Origin of the sequence: Pseudoalteromonas sp. KS88, from assembly GCF_004766475.1 — a bacterium.
Classification (GTDB): Bacteria; Pseudomonadota; Gammaproteobacteria; order Enterobacterales; family Alteromonadaceae; genus Pseudoalteromonas.
The window spans coordinates 13,219-28,121 of record NZ_PYHV01000008.1 but is presented as its reverse complement, the minus strand read 5'-3'; the positions used below and the strand labels follow the sequence as shown (position 1 = coordinate 28,121).

Sequence of the window (14,903 nt, the reverse complement as noted above, 5' to 3'; positions counted from 1 at the left end):
GGCTTATTTTAAAAAGAATGCTGTAAACGAAAATCGACAAGATGTAAGTAACTATTTCACCCCTGAAATACTTGATTAACCAATTGAATTAATTAATTTTTAAATGTGTATTTTGAAACATCTTCTGGATATTATTTTTCATTTTTTTGTTTGCTTTTGTATTATTTTCATACTGTTTTCATTGGTTTTACACACCATTTACTTTAGAGTAAATGCACTTTATTATTTATGATGGCTGACATATTTTTTCAGGCTGCTATCATTCGCGATAAATAGTTAACTCCCCAATGGAGATGATGTGAGTAATAAGGTTTTTCAATATTACCAACAAGCTTATGCATGTAACCAAACTAACTTTAACCAATGTTTTTATTGTGGTTGTGAAGCAACTGAACGCGATCATTGCCCCCCTATACACATGTTACAAAGCACGATTGATCTAGGAGAAGATGCTGATTTTATAAGTATTGCAGCATGTTATGAATGTCATGCGCTATTACATAATGAGCGGTTACTTACCATTGATGAACGTTTTACTAAATTAAAAAAGAAATTAGCAAGCAAATATGCAAAGCCACTACGTGTATATAATATGTGGCATGAAAATGAGCTTTCTGAGATGAGCGATGAATTTGCACATAGTATAAAAGCGGGGATGGCTCTGGGCAAAGAGGCCTCTGAACGCATGGCATTTGTTGGTTTTAGTTACGCAACAGAAGAAGCAAAAGTGACTGTACGCGAAAAAACGCCAGAGTTTGATGTAGAGGGGACTGTTTTTTACGATTTCAAACAAGCCTTAAATTATTGTATTGATACTTTAAAAGTACAGCGAAGTGAGTTTTATAAAATTTTGGTTGAAGATTATCAAGGTGATTTTAACAAAGCACTAAGTCAATATCGTCATCGCCACGATAAAGTCACGGCGGCAAAAGATGGTAACTGCTTGATTAAAGAGTTTGCAAAACAGCATAAACAAAATTCAGATTTTGTAACACGAACAGTAAAGCATTTTATTAATCAGGACCCGAGCCTTTCAACGCAAGCTGCGTTGGATAAGCTCTATACTAACTATGTAAAAAAATAATCTGCGTGTCATTTTAATAAGTAAAGCTATGAATTTATTAAGAGCTCATTGGAATGGCATTCATCTTAAATAAATGCAGATCCAGCTTATTTCTTAGCTTTATACTGTTTATTTATATACATTAACAAAAAAACAACAGAGACTAACATGATGCAAAAATTTGCTCCTTCATTGCTGGTCGTTGCACTTGGTGTCGCTTTAGCGGGTTGCCAGGATAACGGTCCTCAAGACGAAAAAGTTACTATAAATAAAAATCCATACCCGAGTACCTACACAGCTCTTAAATCAACCAGCACTTTAATTACCAATGCTACTGTTTTAACAGGTACAGGTGAGCGTTTAGATGAAGCTGACGTGCTATTAGTGGATGGTAAAGTACAACAAGTGGGTAAAGATTTATCTGCCAGCGCTGACGTGACAATTGATGCGCAGGGCAAGTGGGTAACTCCTGGTTTAATCGATGTGCATTCTCATTTGGGCGCTTATCCAAACCCGTCAGTTGAGTCCCATCAAGATGGTAATGAAATGACCAGCCCTAATACAGCTGAAGTATGGGTTGAGCATTCGGTATGGCCACAAGACCCTGGTTTTAACCGAGCTCGTGAAGGCGGTATCACGTCGTTACAAATTCTACCTGGCTCTGCTAATTTATTTGGTGGTCGTGGCGTTACTTTAAAGAACGTACCCGCGCATACAATGCAAGGAATGAAATTTCCTGATGCGCCTTATGGCTTAAAGATGGCATGTGGTGAAAACCCTAAACGCGTTTATGGTCGTAAAGGAGTATTACCATCAACGCGTATGGGTAACATGGCGGGATATCGTACTGCGTGGATTGGAGCAGCAGAGTACAAGCGTGAGTGGGATAAATACGATTCAGACTACGCCGCAGGAAAGAACCCTGAAGTACCACATCGTGACATTAAATACGACACATTGCGCGGCGTACTAGAAGGCGAAGTGATGATCCATAACCACTGCTATAAAGCAGAAGAAATGGCCATGATGATCGACCTATCTAAAGAGTTTGGTTACCACGCAGGTACATTCCATCATGGTATTGAAGCATATAAAATTGCTGATTTACTAGCAGAAAATGGTTCTTGCGCTGCACTGTGGCCAGATTGGTGGGGCTTTAAAATGGAAGCCTACGACATGGTTCAAGAAAACGTTGCGATTGTTGATGCAGTTAAAAACTCATGTGCAGTTGTTCACTCTGATTCAGATACAACAATTCAACGCCTTAACCAAGAAGCGGGCAAAGTAATGTTCCGCGCAAATGATAACGGTTTTGATATCTCTGAAGCGCATGCAATTAAGTGGATCACTGTAAATGCAGCAAAATCGCTCGGTATTGATGATAAAACAGGCTCGCTTGAAGCAGGTAAACAAGGTGATGTTGTTATTTGGAATCAAAGCCCTTTCAGTGTTTACGCAAAAGCTGAACAGGTATTTATAGATGGTGCCAAAGTGTATGACCGTGATGATGCCACGTTCCAAGCGCAAAGCGATTTCATGTTAGGTCAAAAATAAGGAGTAACTAGAATGACAAAATTAACACACTCATTTTCGCTCTCGCTAGTTGCTGCTGGTTTATTGGCGAGTACCGCTGCGAATGCTGAATCGTTCGCAATTATTAATGCCACGGTGCATACATCGACAGAGCAGGGCGTATTAAATGGCGCTAGCATTGTATTTGACGAAGGCAAAATTACAGCAATAAACCCTGAAAAAGTTGAAGCTGATAATATTGTTGATGCAAAAGGACAAATCATCACAGCTGGTTTCATTGGCAGCATGAATCAACTCGGTTTAGTTGAAGTAGGCGCTGTTTCAGGTTCTCGTGATGCTGGCGATGATAAAGCAGGCATCGACTTTGATCCAAGCCTTGCGTTTAACCCTCGTTCAAGCTTGATCCCATATGCACGCAAAGGCGGAATTACGCGTGATGTAGTTACTCCTCACGGTGGTGACAGCATTTTTGCAGGTCTTGCTACTGTAGTCGATTTAAGTGGTGAGTTTGACAGCGTTAAACAAACACAAGCTGCATTGGTTGTTCATTTAGGAGAGCAGCGCAAAGGCTCACGTGCAATGTCACTTAAGTCGTTAATTGACAAGTTGAGTGGACATCAGCAAAAGTCTGAGAAAAAGGACAAAAAAGATGATGCAAAGCCAAGTACAGAAGAGAAAGTTTTAACTAAAGTACTCGCTGGTGAAATGCCACTATTAGTAAGTGCATCACGTGCATCAGACATCATCGAGCTTATAAAAGTAAAGGAGCAGTTTTCGCTTAACCTAGTGATTGCAGGGGCTCAAGATGCCGTTGTAGTTAAAGAGCAGCTAGCAAAAGCGCAAGTCCCTGTGATAATGAGTTCAATGGACAACTTACCAGGTAGTTTTGATTCATTAAATGCCCATTTAGCGAATGCAGGTTTACTTGAAAAAGCAGGCGTTAAAGTACTACTTTCGATTGCCGGAGATGGCAGCCATAACGTGTATCAGTTACGCTTTGATGCTGGTAATGCCGTATCATATGGCATGACTCAAGAAGGTGCGTTAAAAGCAATTACCGCTAATGTGGCGGATGTATTTGGTATTAATGCAGGCAGCATTGCTGTAGGTAAAGCCGCTGATTTAGTTATTTGGAATGGTGACCCGTTTGAGCTGAACAGTCACGTGACTAAAATGTTTATTAATGGTGAAGAAGTGTCAACTGAAGCACGTCAAGATAAACTACGTGAGCGTTATACGACTGATTCACAGATGCCACGCGCATACACTAAATAGTGTTTAGTTAGTTTAAAAAGCCGCTTTAGCGGCTTTTTTTATGCGTATTGCAAAGTGCCTGATTTATTTTAGGCACAAAAAAGGCGCTCATTGAGCGCCTTTTATACTATTTAACGATTAAACTAGTTTAGATAGAATATCGTTAAATGTTGCACTTGGACGCATTGCATCAAATGCCGATGAATCGTTAGGTTGGAAATAACCACCTACGTTCATAGATACACCTTGTACGTCATTAAGTTCAGATACGATCTGCTCTTTTTGTGCTTCTAAGTCGCTAGCAATTTGAGTGAACTGAGCTTTAAGCTCTGAATCATCATCTTGTTTAGCAAGCTCTTGAGCCCAGAATAAAGATAAGAAGAAGTGAGAACCACGGTTATCAATTTCTTTTACTTTACGTGAAGGCGATTTGTTTTCAGCAAGGAAAGTACCTGTTGCTTTATCTAACGTATCAGCAAGTACTTGTGCTTTCTTGTTGCCAGCATTCACGGCTAAATGTTCTAGTGAAGCAGACAAGGCTAAGAATTCACCTAAAGAATCCCAACGTAAGTGATTTTCTTTTTCGAACTGTTGAACGTGCTTAGGTGCAGAACCGCCAGCGCCTGTTTCAAATAAACCACCGCCATTCATAAGTGGAACGATTGAAAGCATTTTTGCACTTGTTCCAAGCTCAAGAATTGGGAATAAATCAGTAAGGTAATCACGTAATACATTACCCGTAACTGAGATAGTGTCTTTACCTTCTTTAATACGCGCTAGTGAAAACAGAGTCGCTTCAAGTGGTGCTAAAATTTGGATATCAAGACCATCAGTGTCGTGGTTTGGTAAATATGCATTTACTTTTTTGATGATTTGCGCATCATGTGCACGGTTTTCATCAAGCCAGAAGATAGCAGGGTTACCTGTTGCGCGAGCACGGTTTACGGCAAGTTTTACCCAATCTTGGATTGGTGCATCTTTAACCTGACACATGCGCCAGATATCGCCTTGCTCTACACTGTGCTCTAGTAACGTATTACCGTTAGCATCAACAACACGAATTACACCGTCAGCTTTAGCTTCGAATGTTTTGTCGTGTGAGCCGTACTCTTCTGCTTTTTGCGCCATAAGGCCAACATTTGGCACGCTACCCATAGTCGTTGGATCGAATGCACCGTGCTCTTTACAGAAATCGATAGTTGCTTGGTAAACACTTGAATAACAACGATCTGGAATTACAAAACTGGTATCTTGTAATTTACCATCGTTATTCCACATTTGACCGCTTGAACGGATAGCTGCTGGCATTGATGCATCGATGATCACATCACTTGGAACGTGTAAGTTAGTGATACCACGGTCTGAATCAACCATCGCGATAGCAGGGCGGTTTGAGTATACAGCTTGAATATCAGCTTCGATTTCAGCGCGTTTTGCATCATCTAAAGATTGGATTTTAGAATACACATCGCCAAGGCCATTATTTACATCAACACCTAGCTCTTCAAATAACTCACCGTGTTTTGCAAATACGTCTTTGTAGAATACTTTAACAGCGTGACCAAAGATGATTGGATCAGATACTTTCATCATGGTTGCTTTCATGTGTAATGAAAACAATACGCCTTTTTCTTTTGCAGCTTGAATTTCAGCCTCTAAGAAAGCTTGTAATTTAGTTGCATTGATAGAAGAAGCATCAATGACTTCGCCAGCAAGGAGTGGTGTACTTGCCTTAAGTACAGACACATCACCATTTTTAGCAACGTGCTCAATGCGAACATCTGTTGCTTCATCAACAGTTACTGATTGCTCAGAACCAAAGAAATCGCCTTCGCTCATGCTTGCAACATAAGAAGCAGACTCTTTGCTCCATGCACCCATTGAATGTGGGTTGTTACGTGCATACTCTTTAACAGAGCCTGGTGCACGACGATCTGAATTACCTTCACGCAATACAGGGTTTACTGCACTGCCTTTGATTTTATCGTAAGTCGCTTGAATTGCTTTTTCTTCGTCTGTTTTTGGTTCAGCTGGGTATTCTGGAAGCGCATACCCTTTTTCTTGTAATTCTTTGATAACAGCACGTAACTGTGGAACAGATGCACTGATATTCGGTAATTTGATGATGTTAGCTTCAGGTGTCTTAGCAAGCTCACCAAGCTCAGCAAGTGCATCGCCAATGCGCTGCTCTTGTGTTAAATACTCAGGGAAGTTAGCAATTACGCGACCAGCAAGTGAGATGTCACGTGTTTCAACTTCAACACCAGCGGCATTCGTGTATGCTTGGATAATTGGTAGTAAAGAGTATGTTGCGAGTGCCGGAGCTTCGTCTGTTTTAGTATAGATAATTTTTGATGTCATCATCATTCCTAGATAGTAGGCATAAAGCCATATTCAACAATGCAAGAATATCATCACCTGTTGGCAATGATCAGTCTGTTAGGTGTTAATACTGCAAATCAATAACCACACCTGACGGACTGTGAATGCGTATTTATATGCTTTTATTGGCGATAAATAAATTAGCCATTAGCATAGTGTTATGAGCTTTAATAGCATATAAATGCAAATTTTAAGCTGTCAGAGTGTACCAAGATTGGCGTAAAAGGGCTAGAGTACTCGTCGTTAAGGGCGAGCCAACATTGCCTGAAATATCATAACAAATACACTATTGGGGCGATTGGGCAATAATTCAAGAGTTTTAGAGGGTTTTAACCGTTTTGTTAGTTAAAAAATAATGGTTAATGCGAAATTGAATATTAAAAAAGAGGGGGGTTAAGCGAGGAACTTTTCAGAACGCTCGCTTGTAGTGTCGAACTTCTGTAACAACTACGCTAACTCTTCGTTAGGAGCAATATTAGTCGCGTGCAGGCCCTTAGGACCTTGCTGTAATTCGAATGTTACATCTTGACCAGCTTTAAGTGTTTTATATCCGTCCATTACAATCGTTGAGTAATGAGCGAAAATATCATTCTCGCAGCCGTCTTCTACGATGAAACCAAAACCTTTGGCGTTATTGAACCATTTGACTTTACCACAAGCCATACTTCTACATCCTTCTATAAGTTGACTAATTTAGTTATTCTAAACCGTATAATTTGATAGACTGACTAAGGTTTAATCAATCTATACCTGACTGTAGTTTATTTATACTATCAGTCAAGTGATTTAAACTATTTTTTAACATTTTATTTATTTTTTTATTCAAGTTTGCTTGAGTTCCAAAGACAAGACTATATTTAATTATGAGTGGCATGAAAGATTCAGGTGTTTTAGACACAGTTCGCGATAGTGAAAAGCAAAAGCTACAACCACCGCGAAAATATAAAGTCATTTTAAATAATGATGACTACACGCCAATGGACTTCGTAATAGAAGTACTTGTGACGTTTTTTAATATGGATAGCGATAGAGCAACAGATGTGATGCTTCAAGTTCATCAAAACGGGCGTGCAATTTGTGGCGTTTACACTGCAGATGTAGCACAAACAAAAGTTGAACAAGTAAACCGTTATGCACGTGATAACGAGCATCCACTGCTATGTAGTTGTGAGCAGGAATAATACCAAGGTAGGGTGAACAAAATACCCATCACAACGGTATATAATTAATATCTCATTAAGGGGTTGCCAATGCTAAACAAAGATTTAGAACTAACTTTAAATGCGGCATTTCGTGAAGCACGCACTCGCCGTCATGAATTTATGACCGTAGAGCACCTTTTGCTCGCGCTACTAGATAACCCGTCTGCAAGTGAGGCGCTAAATGCGTGTTCAATTGATATGGCAGCGCTAAAAACAGAGCTATCAGAATTTATTGACGAAACAACGCCAGTAATTCCCGATTTAGAAGAGGAGCGTGAAACGCAGCCTACTCTTGGTTTTCAGCGAGTGTTACAACGTGCAGTATTCCATGTGCAGTCGTCGGGAAAAAACGAAGTCACTGGAGTAAACGTGCTCGTGGCTATTTTTTCCGAACAAGAAAGCCAAGCTGTTTATTTACTGAAAAAATCAGATGTTTCTCGTTTAGATATTGTGAATTTTATTTCACATGGTATCGGCAAGTCAGACGATGACATTGGTGGTGAAGAGGCAGATGATATTCACGAAGAAGTGCAAGAAGTGCAAGGGGAAGAACCTTCAAAGCTTGATAACTTCACCACTAATTTAAATGTCCAAGCAAAGGAAGGAAACATAGACCCCCTTGTTGGTCGAGATAACGAAGTCGAGCGTACAGTTCAAGTTTTATGTCGTCGTAAAAAGAATAACCCGTTACTAGTTGGTGAAGCAGGGGTGGGTAAAACCGCCATTGCCGAAGGCCTTGCGTATCGCATTGTAAACGAACAAGTACCCGACGTAATAGCTGATGCAGTCGTTTATTCGTTAGATATGGGCGCGCTACTTGCCGGTACAAAATACCGTGGCGACTTTGAAAAGCGTTTTAAAGCTTTGCTTAAAGAGCTTCAGGCGCAACCAGGTGCAATTTTATTTATCGATGAGATTCATACCATAATTGGTGCTGGAGCGGCCTCTGGTGGCGTTATGGACGCTTCTAACTTACTTAAGCCGTTATTATCAAGTGGTAAACTGCGTTGTATGGGTTCTACAACTTATAACGAATACAAAAACATCTTTGAAAAAGACCGTGCTCTTGTTCGTCGTTTCCAAAAGATTGATGTCCTTGAGCCAAGCGTGGCTGATACCACCAAAATTCTCAATGGCTTAAAAGAGCGTTACGAAGAACATCATGGTATTCGTTATACACAAAAAGCGTTAAAAGCGGCGGCTGAGCTTAGTGCTAAATACATTAATGAGCGCCATCTCCCGGATAAAGCCATTGATGTGATTGATGAAGCTGGTGCGAATCAACGTTTACAGCCTAGTTCTAAACGTAAAAAAACCATTGGTGTAGCGGATATAGAATCCATTGTCGCCAAAATGGCGCGTATTCCGCAGCAAAGTGTGTCATCGAGCGATAAAGAAACGCTTAAAAACCTTGATCGTAACCTCAAAATGTTGGTGTTTGGTCAAGATCAATCAATTGATGCGCTTACTTCTGCTATTCGCTTATCCCGCTCAGGTTTATCAAATGAAGACAAACCGGTTGGTTCGTTCTTGTTTGCAGGGCCAACTGGTGTAGGTAAAACAGAGGTCACTAAACAGCTTGCTAAATGCATGGGCGTTGAGTTTATTCGTTTTGATATGTCTGAGTATGTAGAGCGTCATGCAGTTAGCCGTTTAATTGGTGCACCTCCTGGCTATGTTGGTTTTGAACAAGGTGGCCTGCTCACTGAAGCGGTTATTAAAAACCCACATTCAGTTGTGCTGCTTGATGAAATAGAAAAAGCCCACTCTGATATCTACAACATTTTATTACAGGTAATGGACCACGGTACGTTAACTGATAATAATGGCCGTAAAGCGGACTTTAGAAACGTGGTGGTGGTCATGACAACAAATGCTGGGGTGCAAGAGACTGTGCGTAAGTCGATTGGTTTTACTGAGCAAGACCATTCTCATGATGCAATGAGCGAGATCAACAAAGTATTCTCACCTGAGTTTAGAAACCGCTTAGATAATATTATTTGGTTTAACCACCTAGAGCGTGATGTGATCTTATTAGTAGTCGATAAGTTTATTGTTGAGCTGCAAGCTCAGCTTGATAAAAAATCGGTTAACCTTGAGCTTACATCTAAAGCGCGTGAATGGTTAGCGGACCAAGGTTATGATAAAGCAATGGGTGCACGACCAATGGGGCGTGTTATTCAAGAGCAGCTTAAAAAGCCATTGGCTAATGAGATTTTGTTTGGTGAGTTAATTGAAGGGGGCACTGTTAAAGTGTCACTGAAAGATAAAAAATTGCGTTTTGATTTTGAAACCGATTTAACACCAGCATAATCACAGCAATTATGCAGACAACAAAAAGCCCAGCATATGCTGGGCTTTTTGTTTATTAAATGTAATAGTCAGCGAATTGCTTTCTATTACATTTAATAAACGCTTAAAGCTAATGTAGCAAGTAACTAAGTTACTTAATCAACTTAGCTAAAAACTTGATATTTCGTTAACGCACTAACTTAGCGAGCACGGAATACGATGCGACCTTTCGATAAATCGTATGGGGTCATTTCTACGGTAACTTTATCGCCGGTTAAAATACGAATATAATTTTTACGCATTTTACCTGAAATGTGAGCCACTACTACGTGACCATTTTCAAGCTCAACTCGGAACATTGTATTTGGTAAAGTATCAAGGACCGTTCCTTGCATTTCGATTACGTCTTCTTTCGCCATGTTTAGCGTAACACCTCTTTAATAGTTAAACGATGCAGATTTTGCCCAAAATACACCAATAAGTAAAGCTACAGCGGCTATTTTTGTAAATTAAATGGCCAGCCAGATGTCTCCAACTCTATTTTCGGCAGGTAAAAACTGTGTTTTGTATCGCATTTTAGCGCATTCGTCTATTTGGTAACCTAAATAGACATATTCTTTATTAAACGTTTGTGCGAACTTTATTTGTTCTAAGATCATTAAAGTGCCTACACTGAAGTGCTCATAGTCAGGGTCAAAAAAAGTATAAATAGCAGATATAGCCTTGTTCATACAGTCAGTTACCGCAACCGCAACCAGTGTCTCATCATCCCAAAGCTCAATAAAGGTAATGGGCAGCCAATGACAAAATAAAAAGCTTTGATACTGTGATTGTTCAGGTGGAAACATCGAACCATTCTGGTGGCGTTCGGTGATGTATTTGCTATAGAGTGGATAATATTCGGGGCGCTCTTGCTCTGAATATTTTATTGTAAAGTGTGTTTTTGCTTTATTAAGTTTACGTTTTTGCGATTTTGATGGCGAAAAGTCCTGAGCTAAAACACGTACAGACTTGCAAGCACTGCATGCTGGGCAGTGAGGGCGGTAAATTTGGTCACCACTGCGGCGAAAGCCTAAACCAAGTAACGATTCAAATTTACTACTGCTGTAACAACTTGGGTCTAAAATAACCAGTAATTGCTCTTGGCGGTCGCCTAAATAACTGCAATCAAATTGTTGGCTCAAGCCTAAACGTGCTGGAAGATGTTCAGTCATAAATTGCCGTAAGCTCCTGGGCTTGCCACATAGTAGTTGGAATTTTGTAACTTGCTGCTTGTTCAAGTTTAGTTAAAAAATCAGATCTAGGTACAACTTTTTCACCTAAAGACAATAAATAGGGATTTTCCAGTTGGCAATCAATGAAATGAGCGTCGTGGCGTTTTAGCCAATTCACCAGCGCCCACATTGCAAGCTTTGAACAATTGGCCTGATGATGGAACATAGACTCGCCACAGAACACCCCAGTTTGCATTATGCCGTACAAACCACCAACAAGGCTGCCGTCATCCCACACCTCAACACTGTGGGCTAGAGAGTCTAAATGGGCTTGTTTATAGGCATTGAGCATATCATCTGTGATCCACGTACCTTCAACGTCAATCCGTTGTTGTTGGCATGCTTCAATCACCTCATCAAAAGCGGTGTTAACCGTTACCGTAACGGGGTTTTTACGTAAATGCTTACGCAAACTCTTACTGACATGAAAATCAGTAAGCTCGATAATGCCACGCTCACTCGGCGACCACCACATAATTGGCTCGTAGTCACCAAACCACGGAAAAATCCCCTGACTATAAGCGTTTTTTAACCGCGCAACAGATAAACAGCCTCCTACAGCTAGCAGGCCATCTGGATCATCGAGAGCATGCTGAGGATCAGGAAAATTAAACTGGTCTTGGGATAATTGATAGAGTTGCTTTGTCATATCATCGTTTCTAATTATTACATGAGCAAATAAATTGTAACTTGTTGCTTTAAAATCACAAACAACAAATTTTAGACATAAAAAAAGCGCGTTATAAAAACGCGCTTACTTTAATCAATCTAATTAGCTAACAACTTTAACTGGTACTGCTTGCGCAGCATCATATTTAGTTGTCATTGCTTCTTCTACTGGTGTGAATGATGTTAGATCAATGCCTTCAACTGAAGACTGATACTCTTCCATAGTAGGGAAACGACCAAGCACAGTAGAAAGTACTACCAGTGGCGTAGAACCTAGCAATGATTCACCTTTTTTCTCAGATGTATCGGCTACTACACGGCCTTGGAAAAGACGTGTTGACGTTGCAATAACGGTATCGCCTGGTTCTGCTTTCTCTTGGTTACCCATACATAAGTTACAACCTGGGCGTTCTAGGTATAAGATGTTCTCATACTTAGTACGTGCCGCTGTTTTAGGTTTTGCATCGTCAAACTCAAAACCAGCGTACTTAGCTAGGATATCCCAATCGCCTTCAGCTTTAAGCTCATCAACAATGTTATATGTTGGTGGCGCAACAACTAATGGTGCTTTAAATTCAATTGAACCGTTTTTCTTTTCTAGGTTACGTAGCATGTGAGCAATAATTTTCATATCGCCTTTGTGCACCATGCACGAACCAACAAAGCCTAAATCAACAGGCTTGTCATTGTAGAAAGAAACAGGGCGGATCACATCGTGCGTATAACGCTTAGATACATCATCGTTATTTACGTCTGGATCGGCAATCATTGGCTCAACGATTTGGTCTAAATCAACCACAACTTCAGCGTGGTATTTAGCGTTATCATCTGGAGATAGAGCCGGCTCTTCACCAGATTGGATGCCCGCAATACGCTTGTCAGCTAAGTCGATAAGACCTTGCAGCGTTTGTGCTTCGTTATCCATGCCTTTATTGATCATGATTTGAATGCGTGTTTTAGCAAGTTCAATTGACTTGATCAATGTTTCGTCGTTTGAAATACAGATTGACGCTTTCGCTTTCATTTCTGCAGTCCAGTCAGTGAAGGTAAACGCTTGGTCAGCCATCAAAGTACCAATATGAACTTCAATGATACGACCTTGGAACACGTTCTCGCCACCAAATTGCTTCAGCATTTGCGCTTGCGTTGCATGTACCACATCACGGAAATCCATGTGCTTAGCCATTTTGCCTTTAAAGGTCACTTTAACTGAATCAGGAATTGGCATCGCTGATTCGCCCGTTGCAAGTGCAACAGCAACAGTTCCAGAATCGGCACCAAACGCAACACCTTTTGACATACGAGTATGTGAATCACCACCAATGATGATTGCACGATCGTCAATGGTAATGTCGTTTAGTACTTTATGGATAACGTCAGTCATTGCATGGTAAACGCCTTTCGGGTCACGTGCAGTGATAAGACCAAACTTATTCATAAACGCCATTAGTTTTGGAATATTTGCTTGCGCTTTGCTATCCCATACTGACGCAGTATGACAACCAGACTGATATGCACCATCAACAAGAGGTGAAATCGTTGAAGCAGCCATCGCTTCAAGCTCTTGAGATGTCATTGGGCCCGTTGTATCTTGCGAACCAACAATGTTTACTTTAACGCGAACATTTGAACCTGCGTGAAGAGGTGTATCTGATAGTACACCTACGGCGTTACGGTTAAAGATTTTTTCAACCGCAGTTAAACCTTGGCCTTCATGTGAAATTTCTTTTGAAGGTGCATAAACAAGCGGAGTATCAATGCCCAGTGTTTCAGCAGCAAATGTTTGGATTTTCTTACCGAATACAACTGCGTAAGAACCACCCGCTCGCATAAACTCAACTTTTTGTGGAGTAAATGCTGATGATACATCAACAAGCTCTTTATCACCGTTATAAAGCTTTTTCTCTTTAGTATCGATTGTTAAAACAGTCCCTGTTGCAACTGAGTATGCTTCTTCAAGAACAGCATCACCGTTTGCATCAGTCACTGTATTACCATCAGCATCGATTTTTTTAACCCAGTTTTTAAGGTCAAGACCAATACCACCGGTTACATCAACTGTGGTTAAAAATATGGGTGCGATACCGTTAGTACCCGCAACAACAGGGGCGATGTTGATGAAAGGAACATAAGGACTTGCTTGTTTACCAGCCCATAATGCTACGTTATTAACACCTGACATACGCGATGAACCAACACCCATTGTGCCTTTTTCAGCAATCAGCATTACTTTAGCATTAGGGTGTTTCTTTTGCAGCTCAACAATTTCTTGTTGTGCTTCAGGTGTGATCATGCATTTACCATGTAATTCACGGTCAGCACGAGAGTGCGCTTGGTTACCAGGAGATAGTAAATCTGTTGAGATGTCACCTTCACCAGCGATGTACGTAACAATTTCAATTTTTTCTTCGATATCAGGTAATTTTGTAAAGAATTCAGCTTTTGCGAAGCTTTCTAATAATTCTTTAGCAATGGCATTGCCTGCTTCGTATGCCGCTTTAATACGCGCCATATCTGCATCGTATAAAAATACTTGTGTTTTAAGAACTTCAGCAGCCTGAGCTGCGATTTTAGCGTCATCACCAAATGCTAAATCAAGTAGCATTTCAATTGAAGGACCGCCTTTCATGTGTGAAAGAAGCTCAAATGCAAAGTCTGGAGTGATTTCTTTTACTACTTCTTCACCAAGGATGATTTCTTTTAAAAACTGTGCTTTAACGCCCGCTGCACTTGTTGTTCCTGGTAATGTATTGAAAATAAAGAAATGCAAAGAATCTTTACGGTGCTCATTATTGGTATCTTTTATTTGAGCAATTAATTCAGATAATAAATCTGCGCTGTCGATTGGTTTTGGGTTTAATCCAAGTTCCGTTTTACGGGTTTGGATTTCTTCCATATATTGTGTATACAAACTCATAGAAAACTCTCGGTATATTTACTTGATATGAAGCTGAGCATTTTAACTGATTTTCAGTTACGAGTAATGCCCAAATGAACAAAGCTTTTATGCCCAACTATAATTATAGTTCGTTTTACTTGCGTTACTTTGACGGTAATCATTGCACGGCTTTAGATCCTACCGCACTTCCACCATTAATTATATTATATAAAATGAATCTTCACTATAAATCTCGTGAATGGCCGAAGTTACAATATGTATATTGGGCTATATCCATTGTGAAATTAATGTGGCAATTAAAAATTTTATTTAGAAATAAAAAAGGCTGAAAAATC

At 40.2% G+C, this 14,903-nt stretch carries 11 protein-coding genes; 5 read left to right on the top strand and 6 right to left on the bottom strand.

Translation table 11 applies throughout. The features are described 5' to 3' along the window. The first annotated feature begins 298 nt into the window (after positions 1-298). The 3 genes from C7Y70_RS05545 (at position 299) to C7Y70_RS05535 (ending at position 3,871) form a co-directional block, all read left to right on the top strand. A complete protein-coding gene (locus tag C7Y70_RS05545; RefSeq protein ID WP_135473689.1) occupies positions 299-1,084 on the top strand; it encodes a hypothetical protein in 786 nt (261 codons plus the stop codon). Positions 1,085-1,234: 150 nt separating this feature from the next. Then, positions 1,235-2,617: an amidohydrolase gene (locus C7Y70_RS05540; RefSeq protein WP_135473718.1), complete on the top strand. Its 1,383-nt coding sequence runs from the start codon at positions 1,235-1,237 to the stop codon at positions 2,615-2,617. A gap of 12 nt (positions 2,618-2,629) precedes the next feature. Then, positions 2,630-3,871: an amidohydrolase family protein gene (locus tag C7Y70_RS05535; RefSeq protein WP_135473688.1), complete on the top strand. Its 1,242-nt coding sequence runs from the start codon at positions 2,630-2,632 to the stop codon at positions 3,869-3,871. 117 nt (positions 3,872-3,988) lie between these two features. Here the strand turns inward: C7Y70_RS05535 and C7Y70_RS05530 are convergent, their stop codons facing one another. Both C7Y70_RS05530 and cspD read right to left on the bottom strand, forming a co-directional pair. Next, entirely contained in the window at positions 3,989-6,211 is a 2,223-nt protein-coding gene (locus tag C7Y70_RS05530; protein WP_135473687.1) for an NADP-dependent isocitrate dehydrogenase, read from the bottom strand. A gap of 468 nt (positions 6,212-6,679) precedes the next feature. Beyond that, complete coding sequence (cspD, locus tag C7Y70_RS05525) at positions 6,680-6,895, bottom strand: cold shock domain-containing protein CspD (RefSeq protein WP_099294119.1); 216 nt, start codon at positions 6,893-6,895, stop codon at positions 6,680-6,682. Positions 6,896-7,104: 209 nt separating this feature from the next. Between cspD and clpS the strand changes: the two genes are divergently transcribed. Together clpS and clpA are read left to right on the top strand one after the other, a co-directional pair. After that, the gene (gene clpS, locus C7Y70_RS05520) at positions 7,105-7,413 is read left to right on the top strand and encodes an ATP-dependent Clp protease adapter ClpS (RefSeq protein WP_180270382.1); all 309 of its coding nucleotides are present in this window, start codon (positions 7,105-7,107) and stop codon (positions 7,411-7,413) included. Positions 7,414-7,482: 69 nt separating this feature from the next. Next, on the top strand, positions 7,483-9,747 hold the full coding sequence (gene clpA / locus C7Y70_RS05515) for an ATP-dependent Clp protease ATP-binding subunit ClpA (protein WP_099294117.1): 2,265 nt from the start codon (positions 7,483-7,485) through the stop codon (positions 9,745-9,747). A 179-nt stretch (positions 9,748-9,926) separates the two neighbouring features. On the opposite strand, the gene infA is transcribed toward clpA, so the two are convergent. The 4 genes from infA to C7Y70_RS05495 form a co-directional block, all read right to left on the bottom strand. Further along, positions 9,927-10,145 (bottom strand): translation initiation factor IF-1, encoded by a 219-nt coding sequence (infA, locus tag C7Y70_RS05510; protein WP_002962494.1) that lies wholly within the window; start codon positions 10,143-10,145, stop codon positions 9,927-9,929. Between the two features lie 90 nt (positions 10,146-10,235). Then, the gene (locus tag C7Y70_RS05505) at positions 10,236-10,940 is read right to left on the bottom strand and encodes an arginyltransferase (protein ID WP_135473686.1); all 705 of its coding nucleotides are present in this window, start codon (positions 10,938-10,940) and stop codon (positions 10,236-10,238) included. Beyond that, positions 10,933-11,649 carry a leucyl/phenylalanyl-tRNA--protein transferase gene (gene aat / locus C7Y70_RS05500; RefSeq protein WP_135473685.1) on the bottom strand — a complete coding sequence of 239 codons (717 nt, stop codon included), beginning with the start codon at positions 11,647-11,649 and terminating at the stop codon, positions 10,933-10,935. The genes C7Y70_RS05505 and aat overlap by 8 nt, the downstream gene beginning before the upstream one ends. Before the next feature lie 123 nt (positions 11,650-11,772). Then, positions 11,773-14,586: a bifunctional aconitate hydratase 2/2-methylisocitrate dehydratase gene (locus C7Y70_RS05495; RefSeq protein ID WP_135473684.1), complete on the bottom strand. Its 2,814-nt coding sequence runs from the start codon at positions 14,584-14,586 to the stop codon at positions 11,773-11,775. Positions 14,587-14,903: the final 317 nt, after the last annotated feature.